This is a genomic window from Nonomuraea sp. NPDC050153 (assembly GCF_044460125.1).
Taxonomy (GTDB): Bacteria; Actinomycetota; Actinomycetes; order Streptosporangiales; family Streptosporangiaceae; genus Nonomuraea.
Map to the genome: position 1 here is coordinate 143,080 of NZ_JBITJQ010000028.1, position 14,662 is coordinate 157,741.

Annotated in this window: 15 protein-coding genes; 8 read left to right on the plus strand and 7 right to left on the minus strand. The window is 70.1% G+C overall.

The features are described from left to right. Positions 1 to 104: 104 nt before the first annotated feature. Together ACIBQ1_RS45220 and ACIBQ1_RS45225 are read right to left on the minus strand one after the other, a co-directional pair. Positions 105 to 329 carry a DUF397 domain-containing protein gene (locus tag ACIBQ1_RS45220; protein ID WP_387572517.1) on the minus strand — a complete coding sequence of 75 codons (225 nt, stop codon included), beginning with the start codon at positions 327 to 329 and terminating at the stop codon, positions 105 to 107. A gap of 55 nt (positions 330 to 384) precedes the next feature. Beyond that, on the minus strand, positions 385 to 1,248 hold the full coding sequence (locus ACIBQ1_RS45225; RefSeq protein WP_397287205.1) for a helix-turn-helix domain-containing protein: 864 nt from the start codon (positions 1,246 to 1,248) through the stop codon (positions 385 to 387). Positions 1,249 to 1,982: 734 nt separating this feature from the next. Here ACIBQ1_RS45225 and ACIBQ1_RS45230 point away from each other — a divergent pair. From ACIBQ1_RS45230 to ACIBQ1_RS45255, 6 genes are all read left to right on the plus strand, one after another. Then, the gene (locus ACIBQ1_RS45230; RefSeq protein WP_355378747.1) at positions 1,983 to 2,114 is read left to right on the plus strand and encodes a hypothetical protein; all 132 of its coding nucleotides are present in this window, start codon (positions 1,983 to 1,985) and stop codon (positions 2,112 to 2,114) included. Between the two features lies 1 nt (position 2,115). Beyond that, on the plus strand, positions 2,116 to 2,763 hold the full coding sequence (locus ACIBQ1_RS45235; protein ID WP_397287207.1) for a hypothetical protein: 648 nt from the start codon (positions 2,116 to 2,118) through the stop codon (positions 2,761 to 2,763). A gap of 126 nt (positions 2,764 to 2,889) precedes the next feature. Continuing rightward, a complete protein-coding gene (locus tag ACIBQ1_RS45240) occupies positions 2,890 to 5,070 on the plus strand; it encodes a molybdopterin-dependent oxidoreductase (protein ID WP_397287209.1) in 2,181 nt (726 codons plus the stop codon). 1 nt (position 5,071) lies between these two features. Further along, entirely contained in the window at positions 5,072 to 5,683 is a 612-nt protein-coding gene (locus tag ACIBQ1_RS45245; protein WP_355378752.1) for an HD domain-containing protein, read from the plus strand. A 42-nt stretch (positions 5,684 to 5,725) separates the two neighbouring features. After that, positions 5,726 to 6,625, plus strand: a complete 900-nt coding sequence (locus tag ACIBQ1_RS45250) for a Rieske 2Fe-2S domain-containing protein (protein ID WP_397287212.1) — start codon at positions 5,726 to 5,728, stop codon at positions 6,623 to 6,625. A gap of 29 nt (positions 6,626 to 6,654) precedes the next feature. Beyond that, positions 6,655 to 7,479: an NAD(P)H-binding protein gene (locus ACIBQ1_RS45255; RefSeq protein ID WP_397287214.1), complete on the plus strand. Its 825-nt coding sequence runs from the start codon at positions 6,655 to 6,657 to the stop codon at positions 7,477 to 7,479. Here the strand turns inward: ACIBQ1_RS45255 and ACIBQ1_RS45260 are convergent. The 4 genes from ACIBQ1_RS45260 to ACIBQ1_RS45275 all read right to left on the minus strand — a co-directional run bounded on the left by ACIBQ1_RS45260 (position 7,472) and on the right by ACIBQ1_RS45275 (position 10,283). After that, a complete protein-coding gene (locus ACIBQ1_RS45260) occupies positions 7,472 to 7,693 on the minus strand; it encodes a hypothetical protein (protein WP_355378757.1) in 222 nt (73 codons plus the stop codon). The genes ACIBQ1_RS45255 and ACIBQ1_RS45260 overlap by 8 nt on opposite strands. A gap of 30 nt (positions 7,694 to 7,723) precedes the next feature. Next, on the minus strand, positions 7,724 to 8,479 hold the full coding sequence (locus ACIBQ1_RS45265) for a sulfite exporter TauE/SafE family protein (RefSeq protein WP_397287216.1): 756 nt from the start codon (positions 8,477 to 8,479) through the stop codon (positions 7,724 to 7,726). Between the two features lie 9 nt (positions 8,480 to 8,488). Continuing rightward, a complete protein-coding gene (locus ACIBQ1_RS45270; protein WP_397287218.1) occupies positions 8,489 to 9,409 on the minus strand; it encodes an SPFH domain-containing protein in 921 nt (306 codons plus the stop codon). Positions 9,410 to 9,494: 85 nt separating this feature from the next. Then, positions 9,495 to 10,283 (minus strand): ABC transporter ATP-binding protein, encoded by a 789-nt coding sequence (locus ACIBQ1_RS45275; RefSeq protein ID WP_355378763.1) that lies wholly within the window; start codon positions 10,281 to 10,283, stop codon positions 9,495 to 9,497. Between the two features lie 67 nt (positions 10,284 to 10,350). Between ACIBQ1_RS45275 and ACIBQ1_RS45280 the strand changes: the two genes are divergently transcribed. Beyond that, a complete protein-coding gene (locus ACIBQ1_RS45280; protein WP_397287220.1) occupies positions 10,351 to 11,070 on the plus strand; it encodes a hypothetical protein in 720 nt (239 codons plus the stop codon). A gap of 8 nt (positions 11,071 to 11,078) precedes the next feature. Here the strand turns inward: ACIBQ1_RS45280 and ACIBQ1_RS45285 are convergent, their stop codons facing one another. Beyond that, entirely contained in the window at positions 11,079 to 13,832 is a 2,754-nt protein-coding gene (locus tag ACIBQ1_RS45285) for a protein kinase (protein ID WP_397287222.1), read from the minus strand. 170 nt (positions 13,833 to 14,002) lie between these two features. Between ACIBQ1_RS45285 and ACIBQ1_RS45290 the strand changes: the two genes are divergently transcribed. Further along, a complete protein-coding gene (locus ACIBQ1_RS45290; RefSeq protein WP_397287224.1) occupies positions 14,003 to 14,662 on the plus strand; it encodes a hypothetical protein in 660 nt (219 codons plus the stop codon).

Below are 14,662 nucleotides of genomic sequence, written 5' to 3' on the forward strand. Positions count from 1 at the left end.
CTTTATGCGCGACGAGAAAAGTTTTCCCCGAAAGAGAGCTCAACTCGCGAAATATCCCTGACCCGACCTGCTGCGCGAAGAAATGCTGCGGCGGTTACGGGCTTTCAGGCGCCTGGTACGAGCGCGGCCAAGTCGAACTCGCCCTCACGCACTCCCGCGGTGAAGGCGGCCCACTCTTCAGGAGTGAAGACGAGAACGGGCCCGTCCTGCTCCTTGCTGTCCCTGAGCGCGACGTTGCCGTCGGCCAGGGGGGCGACCTCGACGCAGGCCGATGCGCCGTTGCAGAATCTGCTCTTCCGCCAGGCGGCCGCCGTAGTGTGGATGTACATTCTCTCCCCAAATGCGTAAAGGGGCCCCTTTGCCCCTTTCTGAGGTGTTTCGCCTCTAGCGTCTCCAGAGCATGGCTTTCCGCTGGATGAGCACGCGCGACTCGTCCTCATCCAGGGCCTCCGACTTGATGTGGTCGAAAGCCGCTTCGTATCCGGCCACACGTTCGAGATCTTCGACGAAGTGAGCAGTATACAACTGCTCTAGGTAGACAACATCGTCAAATGCCGAAAACTTCAGATGAATAAACGCACCGGTGTTAACCGGGTGAAGTGAGTCCAGGGTCAGGACGTGAATGCTGACGTGTGGCAGCAGGGAGACCTCCAGGAGGTGCTCCATCTGCTCGCGCATGACCGCGGGCTCACCGAAGCGGCGTGTCAGGGCCGACTCGTCGAGAACCACGGTCAGCTCGCAGGGATCCGGCCGATGCAGAACCCGCTGCTGCCTGTCGAGGCGGGCTTCGACCCGGCTCCTGACACCGCTGTGCGTGATGCGCGCGATGCCCCGGGTCGCCAGGATGACCTCCCTGGCATATGCCTCGGTCTGCAAGGTGCCAGGCAAGATCTGGGGTTCCCAGTTGCGCTGGAATTTCGCCTCAGCCTCCAACCCGAGGAATCTTGTGTACTCCTCGGGCAGAGCGTCCTCGTAATCTTCCCACCAACCGCGCTGCTCCGCATCACGCAACAAGCCGAAGAGCTCGTCAAGTTTCTCCTGGTCAGCGCGGTACAGCTGCGCCATGACCTTGATGTCTTCGGCGCTGGGCATGGTCTTGGCGGCCTCGATCCGGCTGACCTTGCTCGCGGACCAGCCGAGCTCCCTGGCCGCCTTGGCCCCGGTGAACTTCTTCCGCTCCCGGAGAAGACGCAACTCCTGGCCGAGCCGGAGCCTGCGTACTGTCGGACTGCCCTGCTGCGATGGCACCGCCACTCTCCTTGTTCGGGAATGAAGGTGTAGCCGGTGGGGATCGTTTGGGGCCCGGCTTTTGGGGCCGTTCGCCCAATCTTACACTGCAAGTTGCACGAGGAGTGCCGCGTGGCCTTGTCAGAAGGCTTTCACGGGGAGAGCGTAGGGGCAAGACGAACTCCGGCAAGGGGTAGGTCTGGGGTGGAACATCTCCTGCGACACGCTACGCATGACACTTCTGGTGCAAGTTGCACGGCAAGGGTGAAGAAACGTAAATCTTCCCTTGCTCAAAGTATTGCAGCATCGCACACCTAGGGGGACCATCGGTTCCAGGAGGGTTCTCGAGTGGTAAGGAGGCCGGACATGACGACACGGCCGTACGCATCGGGCCTTCCGTCGATGATCGCGCGGCCCCGCCCGGGCCGCCTCTCCGGCAACGTCGCCGCCCCGGAAACGAAACTCTGCCCCAGGGAGGCCGCTTGCCGGAAGGACCTCGGAATCGCCTGAAGAACTCAGCGAGAGTCCGCTCATTCGAGCCTGGAAAAAACCGGGCCGCGACTGACCACCAGCGCGCCGCATTCGGGCTGCCACCCTGCGGCGAGACCGGTCATCAGCCGTCGGTCCGGCTAAGAAGCCACCTCTGAAAATGCCGCGAAAGGGGTCTTCTCATGTACTCACAAGGTACCAAGGGACTCGCCCGAATCAAGTCCCGGATCCGAGAGCTTATGGCTTGGGCCGATCGCGAAATCTGCATGGAGCCCGACGAGTTCGCCCACCACGTCGGCTGGACCGTGAGCAGGACGGGATTCGGCTCCCGGCGCTACCGCGACCCACGTTTCGACCAGCTCAGCGTGCCACACCGGGTGACCGAGGAGGTGTCCTGACGTGCCGAGGAACCCGCGCAACCAGATCTACCCCGCCAACGAGGACCTCCCCGCCGCCGGGCGCGGCGGGCCGCTGGTCAGGCTGTGGCGGATCCGTACCGAGCTGATGCTGCTCGCCGGGCTGGCGGTGCTCACGCTCGCGCTGCTGGGGGCCACGCAGGAGGGCCGGTGGTGGCCGTTCGTCCTGCTGACGAGCGCCATCTCGGTGCCGGCCGTCACCAGGACCGGGCGTAACTGGGTGAGCGCGCACTTCTGGTGCGTGGTCTCCAGGCACCGCCTGCACCGGGTCTGCCTGGAGACCACGATGCACACCAGGGCCGGGCGGATCCCGCTGGTGCTCTGGATCACGCCGACGACCACGGGCGAAAAGGCCCTGATCATGACCAGGGCCGGCATCTCCGCCGAGGAGTTCGAGGCGTACAGCGAGGAGATCGCGGCCGCCTGCTGGGCCAGGAGCGCGAACGTCTACCGGCACCGGCGGCGGGCGCAGTTCGTGATCGTGGAGATCGTCAGGCGCGACGAGGTCCCGGGGACGACCTCTCCCGGGCTCGACCGGCTGTACGGCAGACAGGCCTGGATCTCGCTGAGACCCGACCTTGAGGAGCCGCCTGATCTGCGCGCAGGGGTCGCGCTGTCACAGGCGGGCTAAGGACCTGGGGGAATCCGGGACATTTCCCCGGGTGGGAAGCCCCGGAGACCGCGGGGGCTCCGGGGCTTCCCCATGTACGCGGTACGGGCCAAGATGAGTCCAGCCGGCGAACTCAGAGGAGTCGTGATGACGTCGACCGTCCACCGGACCTGTCCCCTCTGCGAGGCCGTCTGCGGCCTGACCCTCACCCTCGACGAGGGCGGGCACGTGACCAGCGTCCGCGGCGACAAGGACGATCCGTTCAGCAAGGGGTTCATCTGCCCGAAGGGGGCCAGCCTCGGCCGGCTGGACGAGGACCCCGACCGGCTGCGCAAGCCGCTGATCAGGGAGGGCGACCTCTGGCGCGAGGTCGGCTGGGAGGAGGCGTTCGCCGCCGTGAAGGCGGGCCTCGACCGGGTCGCCGACCGCCGGTCCGTCGCGATCTACCTCGGCAACCCGAACGCGCACAGCATGGCGGGCTCCCTGTACGGCGCGCCCCTGATCAAGTCGCTGGGCACCCGCAACGTCTACTCCGCCAGCACCGCCGACCAGATGCCCAAGCACGTCGCGAGCGGGCTCATGTTCGGGCACCCGCTGGCCATCCCGGTCCCCGACCTCGACAGGACCGATTACCTGCTGATGCTGGGGGCCAACCCGCTGGAGTCCAACGGCTCGCTGTGCACCGCGCCGGACTTCCCCGGGCGGCTGAAAGCGCTGCGCGCCCGCGGCGGCCGGCTCGTGGTGGTCGACCCGCGCCGCACGCGCACCGCCGCGCTGGCCGACGAGCACGTCTTCGTCCGCCCCGGGACAGACGCCTACCTGCTGTTCGGCATCGTCCACACGCTGTTCGCCGAGGACCTCGTAAGGTTCTCACACCAGGTCAACGGGCTGGCCGAGGTGCGCGAGGCGGCCAAGCACTTCCCGCCGGAGGCGGTCGCCACGCGCACCGGCGTGCCCGCCGAGGTGATCGTGCGGCTGGCCAGGGAGCTGGCCGGAGCCCCCACGGCCGCCGTCTACGCCAGGATCGGCACCTGCACGGCCGAGTTCGGGACGCTGGCCCAGTGGCTCGTGGACGTGCTGAACGTGCTCACCGGCAACCTCGACCGGCCGGGTGGCGCCATGTTCGCCAAACCTGCCACGGAGTTCGGCGCACGGCGCAGGCCGTACCAGGTGGGCAGGTGGAAGAGCCGGGTCAGGGGCCTGCCCGAGAGCAACGGCGAGCTGCCGGTGGCCACGCTCGCCGACGAGATCGAGACGCCCGGCGAGGGGCAGGTCACGTTCCTGATCACGGTGGCGGGCAACCCCGTGCTGTCGGCCCCCCACGGGGCCAGGCTCGACGCGGCCTTCGGGCGACTCGGTTTCATGGTGAGCGTGGACCCGTACCTCAACGAGACCACCAGGCACGCGAACGTCATCCTCCCGCCGCCGCGCATGCTGCAGTCGGGCCACTACGACTTCGCGCTGCTCGGGTTCGCGGTCCGCAACTACGCCCGCTACTCGCCGCCGCTGCTGCCGCTGGACGGGCAGCCGTCCGAGGCCCAGATCCTGGCCCGGCTGGCCATGATCGCCTCGGGCCTGGAGGGGGATCTGGACGAGTTCGTGATCGGCGAGATGCTGCGCAAGGCCACCGAGACGCCCGGCTCCGGGATCCAGGGCCGGGACGTGGCCGAGCTGCGCGCCGAGCTGGAGGGCGAGAGCGGCGGCGAGCGCCGGCTGGACCTCATGCTCAGGCTCGGCCCCTACGGCGAGTGGGCCGGCAAGGGCGACCTGTCGCTGCGCAAACTGCTCGACAACCCGCACGGCCTGGACCTCGGCCCGCTGGAGCCCCGGCTCGGCGAGGTGCTGAGGACCGCCTCGGGCCTGATCGAGCTGGCGCCGCCGCCGCTCATCGAGGACGTGGAGCGGCTGCGCGGCAGGCTGGACGAGGACCCGCCGGAGATCGTCCTGATCGGGCGGCGCCACCTGCGCTCCAACAACAGCTGGCTGCACAACGTGGGCCCGCTGGTCGGCGGCAGCAACACCTGCACGCTGCAGATCAACCCGGCCGACGTGGCCAGGCTCGGGCTCGACGGCGAGGCGGTGGTCCGCTCCGCGAAGGGGCAGCTCACGGTGCCGCTCGAACCCACCGACACGATCATGCCGGGCGTGGTCAGCCTGCCGCACGGCTGGGGTCACGCGGGCAGCTCGCAGAGCGTGGCGGCCGAGCACGCCGGGGTCAGCGTCAACACGCTCACGGACGAATCCACCATCGACGTACTGAGTGGTAACGCAGTGTTCAACGGAGTTCCGGTCACGATTTCACCAACCGGGGTGATCATCGCACAATAGGGTGTCGCGCGTGACTATCGCGCCAGAAGAGGACCGCCTGAACGCCCAGATCGCCTTCGCCATCGAGATCGACAAGTTGAAGCGGATCATCCGCCGCAACCATTTGATGGACGGCTCGCGGCGGGAGAACACCGCCGAGCACTCCTGGTACGTGGGCACGTTGGCGATGATCCTCGGCGAGCATGCCCCGCCGGGGACCGACCTCCAGCGGGTGGTGGCCATGTTGCTGGTGCACGATCTGGTCGAGATCGACGCCGGCGACACGTTCATCTACGACCCCGTGGAGGTGGCCGCGCAGCCCGATGCCGAGCGCGCCGCCGCCGACCGCATCTTCGGCCTGCTGCCCGACGACCAGGGGCGGTGGCTGCGGGAGCTCTGGGACGAGTTCGAGGCCAGGAAGACGCCGGAGGCCAGGTTCGCCAAGGCGCTCGACCGCTTTTCCCCGATCCTGGCCAACCACCTCACCGAGGGCGGCACGTGGCCGCTGTTCAAGGTCAAGGCCGCGCAGGTCAGGGAGAAGGTACGGATCATCGAGGAGGGCTCGCCGTCCCTCGGCGCGTACGCGCTGGAGCTGGTCGAACTCTCCGTGGCCAGGGGTCACCTGTCCGAGTGATCCCCACATGGGCGGGGTAGGGGACTTGTCGTGAAAGAGGAAGTGCGAGCGAAACGTCGGCCGCTGCGGGGTTTGGCCGGGCCGGTTGCTCTCGCCGACAGGCTCGAGAAGTCCAAGGCCCTGGACACGCCGATCCGGGTGCTGGCCAAGACCGTACGCCGGCGCATCCGCCCCGGCCGGCTGCGTGACCTGCTGCACGGCGTGCCCACGGGCAAGCCGCTGCACCCGCCGCTGGCCACGGTCAGCCTCGGCTGCTGGCTGTCCACCGCCGTGCTGGACCTGGCCGACGGCGACCCGCGGGCCGCGCGCGTGCTGCTGGCCACGGGCATCGCCAACGCGCTGCCCACGGCGGCGGCCGGCCTGACCGACTGGTCCTCTCTCCACCGTGAGCAGCAGCGCGTGGGCTTCGTCCACATGCTGTCGAACGTGGCCGCGCTGGGCCTGTTCTCCGGCTCCCTGCTGGCCCGGGTACGCGGGCGCGAGCGGGTGGGCCGCACGCTGACCCTGGCCGGGCTCGGCCTGGCCGGGCTCGGCGGCTATCTCGGCGGCCACATGGCCTACCGGCAGGCGGCCGGGGCCAACCACGCCCCGCAGGTCACCCACCTGGTGCCGCTGGGCTGGCACGACCTGTGCCTGCTCAGGGACCTGCCGGAGGGCCGGCCCGTCGCGCGGCGGCTCGGCTACATCCAGCTCTTCGTGCTGCGCCAGGGCGAGGCCGTGACCGTGCTCGCCGACCGTTGCCCCCACCTGGCCGGCCCGCTGCACCAGGGCAGGCTGGTCATGGAGAACGGGGAGGCGTGCGTGGTCTGCCCGTGGCACGGCAGCACGTTCAGGCTGGCCGACGGCTCGGTGCGGCACGGTCCCGCGACCGCTCCCGCGCCCGTGTTCGAGACGCGGATCCGGCGCGACGGCACGCTCCAGGTGCGGCCGGGGTTGACCTGAAGCTCGCTTGAGGTTTTACCGTCGGGCTCATGAACACGATTCTGGTGACCGGCGCGACCGGCAATGTCGGCAGGCACGTGGTGTCCCAGCTCGCGGCGGCGGGGCTGGAGGTGCGGGCGCTCGTCAGGAGCCCCGAGCGGGCGGGCCTGCCCGAGCGCGTGGACGTGGTGCGCGGCGACCTGTCCGCGCCCGAGACGCTGGAGCCGGCGCTGAAAGGCGTGGAAAGCGTGTTCCTGCTGTGGCCCCATTTCGCGGCGGACGGCGCCGCGGAGGTGGTCGCGGCCGTCGCCGGGCACGCGCGGCGCATCGTCTACCTGTCGGCCAACGTGGCGGACGAGCCCGTGACGCACTACCACGAGATCGAGCGGCTGATCCGGCATTCGGGGCTCGGGTGGACGTTCCTGCGGCCCGGCGGGTTCGCGGTCAACACGCTGGGCTGGGCCGAGGACATCAGGCGGGGCGTGGTGCGCTGGCCGTACGGGCAGGCTTCGCGGTCGTTGATCCACGAGCGGGACATCGCGGCCGTGGCCACGCACGTGCTCACCTCGGCGGGCCACAGCGGCGCCACCTACGTGCTGACCGGCCCCGAGCGGCTCACCCAGGCCGAGCAGGTACGCGTGATCGGCGAGGTGGCCGGGCACGAGGTGCGCTGGGAGGAGCAGCCGCCGGAGGAGGCCCGCGAGCGGCTCACGGCGGCCTGGGGGAACCCGGCCTTCGTGGAGGGCGCGCTGAGCGCGTGGGCGGGCTTCGTGACGGCTCCCGAGCAGGTCACCCCCACCGTGGAACGACTGCTGGGCAGGCCCGCGCTGACGTTCCGCCGGTGGGCGGAGGACCACGTGGCCGACTTCAGCTGACCTCGTCCGCGGGGTGCTCCACGAGGGCCAGGATCCGGTTGGACATGAACCTGGCCGTGCGCACCGGCGTGCCGGTACGGGTGACCTCGCTCACCTCGACGAGCCCCCGCCGCGTGGTCACGTCGACCCGCCGGCCGGCGCGAGTGGCCCTGATCTCGTACGTACGCGGTGTTCCTCCGGCATCGATGACGATCTCTACCCGGTCACCCTTCATGTAGGGATTCATACCCGCGAACGCGGTTCCCTATCCGTACACCAGTACGAAAATAGCCGCAATCCCGACGCAGACGATGACCCCCCGGAGCACGGGCGCCGGGATGCGCCGCCCCACCCTGGCGCCCAGGAAGCCGCCCGCCATCGCCCCCATGGCCACCCCCGCCACGGCGAGCCAGTCGACGTGCGCGACCAGGACGAACAGCACGGCGGCCACCGCGTTGACGATCAGCGCGAGGACGTTCTTGGCCGCGTTCACCCGCTGCAGGTGCTCGTCGAGGAAGCTGCCGAGCAGCCCGATCAGCAGAACGCCCTGGGCGGCGCCGAAGTACCCGCCGTAGATCCCGGCGGCCAGCACGCCGAGCCACAGTTCCAGCCCGCCGTGCGGGTGCGTGTGCGTGCGCCGCTCGGCCAGCCAACGGTTGAGCCTGGGCTGCACCAGGACCAGCAGGCAGGCCAGCGTGATCAGCGCGATGACGACGACATGGAACACCGACGGGTCCAGGAACAGCAGCAGGATCCCGCCGATCAGGGCCCCGAGCGCCGAGGCCAGGCCCAGGCGCAGCAGGCGCTCGCGCTGGCCCCGCAGCTCGGGGCGGTAGCCGTACGCGGCCGTGAACGAGCCGGGCACGAGCCCGATGGTGTTGGAGACGTTGGCGGTGACGGGATCGACGCCGATCGCCACCAGTGTGGGGAACGTGATCAGGGAGCCGGAGCCGACGACGGCGTTGATCGCGCCGGCCACCACCCCGGCCGCGCAGACCGCGGCCAGTTCCCACCCCGTCACGAGCCCTCCTTACGTGTCCGGGCTCTTGGGGGGTGTGAAGAGGCCGCCCAGATTCTCCAGAACTTTGCCCATTTCCGATGGGACGATCCAGATTTTATTGGCGTCGCCCTTGGCGATCTCGGGCAGGGTCTGCAGATATTGGTAGGCGAGCAGGTGCTGGTCGGGGTTGCCCTCGTGGATGGCCTTGAACACCATGCCGATCGCGTCCGCCTGGCCCTTGGCGCGCATGGCCTGGGCCTCGGCCTCCGCCTGCGCGCGCAGCACCGCCGCCTCCGCCTCGCCGCGCGCCCGCAGCACGGCCGCCTGCTTCTCGCCCTCCGCCTGCAGGATCGCCGCCTGGCGCTGTCCCTCCGCGGTCAGCACGGCGGCGCGCTTGTCACGGTCGGCGCGCATCTGCTTCTCCATCGAGTCCTGGATGGAGGAGGGCGGGTCGATGGCCTTGAGCTCGACCCTGTTGACGCGGATGCCCCACTTGCCCGTCGCCTCGTCGAGCACGCCGCGCAGCGCGGTGTTGATGTCCTCGCGCGAGGTCAGCGTGCGCTCCAGGTCCATGCCGCCGACCACGTTGCGCAGCGTCGTGACCGTGAGCTGCTCGACGCCGACCAGGAAGTTCGCGATCTCGTACGTGGCCGCCTTCGGATTGGTGACCTGGAAGTAGATGACGGTGTCGATGGACACGACCAGGTTGTCGGAGGTGATCACCGGCTGCGGCGGGAAGGAGACCACCTGCTCGCGCAGGTCGATCATGTCCTTGATGCGGTCGATGAACGGCACCACGAGGTTGAGCCCCGGGGTCAGCGTCCGGTGGTAGCGCCCCAGCCGTTCGATGATGGCGGCCGTGGCCTGGGGAATGATGCGGATCGTGCGGGCCACCCCGAAGCCCACCGCCGCGACCACGACAAGGGCGACGATGAGCTGCTCGACGGACATGGCGACGCTCCGAAGCCGAGGGGACCGACTCCGTAGATCCTATTTCGTTTCAGCTACCGGTGGCTTTTATGTGCATAAATGGCGATCAATAGGCGCGCGCGTACCAGCGTCCCTCCGCGCTGCGCTCCAGCGAGAGCGGCACCCCGAACGTCTGCGACAGGTTTTCGGGCGTCATCACGTGCTCCAGCGGCCCCTGCGCGACCACCGAGCCGTGCCGCAGCAGCAGCCCGTGCGTGAACCCGCTCGGCACCTCCTCCACGTGGTGCGTCACCAGCATGAGCGTCGGCGAGCGGTAGTCGCCCGCCAGCACCGAGAGCCGGCGCACCAGGTCTTCGCGCCCGCCCAGGTCGAGCCCCGCCGCGGGCTCGTCGAGCAGCAGCATCTCGGGGTCGGGCATGAGGGCGCGGGCGATCTGCACCCGCTTGCGCTCCCCCTCCGACAGCGTCCCGAACCGCCGCCTGATCAGATGGGCCGCGCCCATCATGTCGATCAGCTCGACGGCCCTGGTCACGTCGTTGGAGTCGTACTCCTCCGTCCAGCGGCCCATGATCCCGTACGAGGCGGTCAGCACGAGGTCGATGACCTTCTCCTCCGGCGGGATGCGCTCGGCCAGCGCGGAGCTCGCCAGCCCGATCCGCGGTCGCAGATCGAAGACGTCCGCTTGTCCCAGCCTCTCCCCGAGCACCTCGACCAGGCCCTCGCTCGGGTAGAGCAACGTGGCCGCGACCTGCAGCAACGTGGTCTTGCCCGCGCCGTTGGGGCCGACGACGACCCAACGCTCGTCCGCGTTGACCGTCCAGTCGATGCCGCGCAGCAGGGCCGCTCCGTCCCGCCTGACGGCGACGTCCTGGAGCCGCAGCACCTGACCACCCATCCCCGATACCTCCTTAGGAGCACGCTCGGGACAAACCTATTGCAGGGCGAGCGCTTATCGTGGATCGGTGCGCCCTGAATCACCTGTCTGTCCCTCCCTGGTCGCCTGGGGCAACGCCTGGCTCGCCGGCCACGTCGGCCTCGACGAGGCGGCTGACCACGTGGAAGCCGCCGGCGGACCCGCCGTGGCCGGCGACGTCCCGTTGCGTAAATACCTCGCAAACCTCCGCTCCGACGGCCTGCGGGAGCTCCGGCTCGCGCTGCCCGCGCCCGGCGACCCGCTGGGGCTGTCGGGGCCCGCGGCGTTCAACTCGGCCGCGGTCGACGCCGGCCAGGCCGCCATCGCGGTGCTCGACGGCCGCAACCTCGGCCTGGTGCCCACTCCCGACCTGCGCGGGTCGTCCTATGCCGGGGTTCGCCTGGAGGTCCACGACTCCGGGCCCGTACGCCATGATCTGCCGTCGCTGTCGGAGGCCGAGCGGGAGCTGTCGGAGGCCATGCGCGCGGCCACCGACGCCCTGTCCGCCGTCGAAGGCCCCATGCAGTCCCGGCCCTCGGCCGTCGCGCACCGGGGCGGCGAGCTGGCGCCCGGCTATCCAGCGCGGGCGCACCGCGTCTCCGCCCTCGCCACGCGGCTGGCCACCGTGGTGCGGCTGGCCGACGAGCGCGGGCTCACGTCGGGGCAGATCGCCGCCCGCGCCACGGCCCTGCGCGAGCTGGACCGGGCGGTACGCCGCGCGCTCGTGGCCGCCCATCACGCGATCTTCGAGCCGCTCAGGAGCTCGTAGCCGGTCCGCTAGGAGCTCGCGATCTTCCACAGCCTGACCACCTTGTCCTTGCCCGCGGACACGATGGCCGCGTCCCCGTCCAGCGGGACGATACCGACGGCGTAGACGCCCTTCTTGTGTGCCTTGACCGGTTTGCCGAGCGTCTTGCGGGTCTCGGGGTCCCAGAGCCTGATCGTGCCGTCGGTGCTGCCGGACAGCAGCACCGTGCGGCCGTCGAGGGTGCCGAAGGACAGCGAATAGACGATCTTCTTGTGGCCGGAGAGGGTGGCGACGGTCTTGCGGCTCTTCGGATCCCAGAGCCTGATTTTTCCGTCTTTACCGCCAGATGCCACGACCGTCTTCCCGTCCACCTTGCCGACCGCGACCGAGTACACGCCCCTGGAATGGCCCTTGTACGCCTTCCCGTACGCCTTGCGCTTGGCCATGTCCCACATGCGGACCGTCTCGTCCTCGCCGGCCGAGATGGCGACGGCCTTGTCGCCTAGGTGGGTGGCGCTGAGCCAGTTGACTGGCTTGCGGTGGGCTCTGAGGACCTTGCCGATGGACTTGCGCTTCTTCAGGTCCCAGAACCTCAGATAGCCGTCGGCGTCGCCGGTGACCGCGACGTACCTGCCCTTCACCTTGGTGACGGCCACCGCGTAGACGGCGTCGCCGTGCCGGCCGAGCACCTTGCCCTTGCGGGTCTTGAGGTTCCACAGGCGCACGCTGCCGTCGTAACCGCCGGAGACGGCCATGGGGGTCTTGCCGACCATCACGCAGGCGACGGCGTACACCTCCTCGCTGTGGCCCTTCATCGTGGCCAGCGACTTGTGCCTGGCCAGGTCCCACAGCCGCACCCGGCCGTCCTGCCCGCCGGTGACCAGCCACGTCTTGCCGCCCGCGGAGATCGCGGAGATCGTCTGGACGCCCTTGGTGTGCCCCTTGAACGACTTCCCGTCCTGCTTGCCGAGGACGGGGACGACCTCCTTCACGGGGGTCGGGGTCGGGGTTGGGGTCGGCGTGACCAGGGTCGGCGTCGGCGTCGGGGTCGGGGGCTGGGTCTGGGCCTGGGCCTGTGTCTGGGCGGGGCCCGCGCTCAGGGAGGTGGTCGCCTGGGCCGCGTTCCCGCCGGTCGGCGAGCCGGTGTTGAACATCTTCGGCCCGAAGTACAGCACGCCCCCGGCCAGGGCGAGCGCCACGACGAGCGCGCCGGAGACCATGGCGGCCCGCCTGCGCCTGGCGTTGACCTCGTCGGGCCGGTCCTCGACCGGCGCGTGCCTGAAGAACGCGTCGTTGTCCCCCCGCCCGCCGGCCTCCCCGGCCGACGGCTGACCAGGCGGGCGCGACCGCCCCGGTCCCTGGCCCTGCCCCTGGCCGTGTCCCTGGCCCTGGTCGGGCGCGGTCGCCGCCCGCCCGGACGGCCCCTTCCCGCCCGCGGCGTCCTCCGCCCCAGACGCCGCCGGTGCCGTCGGACCGGGCTGGGCCAGGTGCGAGGGGGCCGAGTGGGGCAGGGCGTTCATCGGGTACGGCGGCGGCACCTGGGACGAACCCGGCGCCGGCTGCTGCCGAGGCACGAAAGGCACACCGCGCGCCGCGCCACCCCGCCCCGGAACACCACCATGTTGCGGCGGGCCACCCCGCCCAGGCGCGCCACCGTGTTGGGGCGGGCTGCTCTGCCCAGGCGCACCACCAGGCTGGGGCGGTATGTAGGGCGCGCCCGGGGGCCTGGCCGGAGGCGTCCGGGGTGGCGGATACGCCTCCCCCGACGGGTTCGCCCACCCGGATCCGCCAGGAGGAGCGGACGCCGGCGGACCACCGGGGTTCGCCCACCCGGTGCCCGCCCCGTGACCGCCACCAGCACCAGGCGCGGACCCCTGGGGGTTCGCCCACCCGGCAGCGGGCGGATCCGGCGGGGTCTGCTCGGCCGCGAGCTGCGAGCCCGTGTCGAGCGCGTCCTCGGGCCGCGGCGACTCGCCCTCGTTCGCCAGCAGCCCGAACAGCACGTCGGCCGCCGCGGGCCGCTCGCCGGCCCGCTTGCGCAGGCACGACCGCACGATCGGCCGCAGGGACTCCGGCAGCGCCGAGAGGTCGGGCTCCTCGTGCATCACCCGGTAGACGACCGCGGGCAGGCTGTCCTGGCCGAACGCGGGCCGCCCCGTGGCCGCGTACACCATGGTCAGGGCCCAGCTGAACATGTCGCTGGCCGGCCCCACCCGCTCGGCCGAGATCTGCTCGGGCGACATGTACGCGGGCGTCCCCACGACCCCGCTGCTGATCGTCATGGCCGAGTCGAGAGCCCGCGCGATGCCGAAGTCGATCACGCGCGGCCCGTCGTTGCCGAGCAGCACGTTGCTGGGCTTGAAGTCGCGGTGCACGATCCCGGCGCGGTGGATCGCGGCCAGCGCGGTGACCGTTCCGACGGCCAGGCGGTAGAGCGCGCCGCCCGTGCGCGGCCCGTCCCGCTGCACCACCGTCTGCAGGGAGACCCCGTCCACCAGTTCGCTGACGATGTACGGGTGCTCGCCGTCCATGTGGGCCCCCAGCACCTGGGCGGTGCAGAACTGGGCCACCCGCCGCGCCGACGCGACCTCACGCATGAACCGTTCGGAGTCCAGACCGGGCTTGTCCAGCCGGGTGCTCAGCAGCTTGATCGCCACGCGCCGCCCGTCGGGCGACTCACCCTCGAAAACGATCCCCTGCGCCCCCTTGCCCAGACGGCCGAGCAGCCGGTAGTCGCCCAGTGTTCGCGGATCGCTCGGCTGTAAGGGGTGCGTTTCCGGCACCTGGCCCTCCCCGTCGTGCTAGACCCCCGCTCACAAGTGGGATAAGAGCGGGCAAAAACCCGCAAACCACCCCAGGTCACGAAAGATCATCGCTCTTTGCGAAAAATTTGCCCTACGCAATAATCGTGGAGATGATCGGGGATTTCCAGCACCGTACGGGGAGCCGTCAAATGCGCAGAAGCCTCACTCTCCTCTTAACCGGCAGTCTGGCCGCCGCGCCGCTGGCCGTGCCCGCTCCGGCGAGTGCCGCCACCACCAGCGCCACGACCGTCCCCGCCGCCGCGACGGTCGCGCGGGTGAAGCCGTTCTCCAGCTTCAAGATCTCCGCCAAGGGCACCGACCGGACCAAGCGCGGCGGCAAGATCACGTACTCCATCCGGGCGAAGAACCTGGGCCCCTATTACGCCGACTACTACTGGATGGGCGGCGAGGTGCCCAAGGGCGTCGTACCCAGGCTGCGCTGGGGCGGCCCGAAGGGCACCAAGTGCACCTGGGAGGGCCGCTGGTTCTGGTGCTGGGGCCCGCTGCGGCTGGAGAAGGGCAAGACCGACTGGCTGAACTTCCAGCTGACGCTGAAGAAGGGCACCAAGGGCACGGCCACGGCCCGGCTCGGCGTGATGTCGTTCGACGTCGACCAGGGCATGGAGAACATCGACGAGGAAGAGCTCAAGCGCCTCGGCATCAAGGGCTACTACTGGCTCAAGAAGGTCAACACCAAGATCGTCTCCCCGCCGCGCCGGCCGGGCCGGAGCTGGTCGCCGCCTCCGCCGGTCAAGACCTACAACCCGCCCGCCAGCCACGAGGAAAGCAACAAGAAGAAGGACACCTGA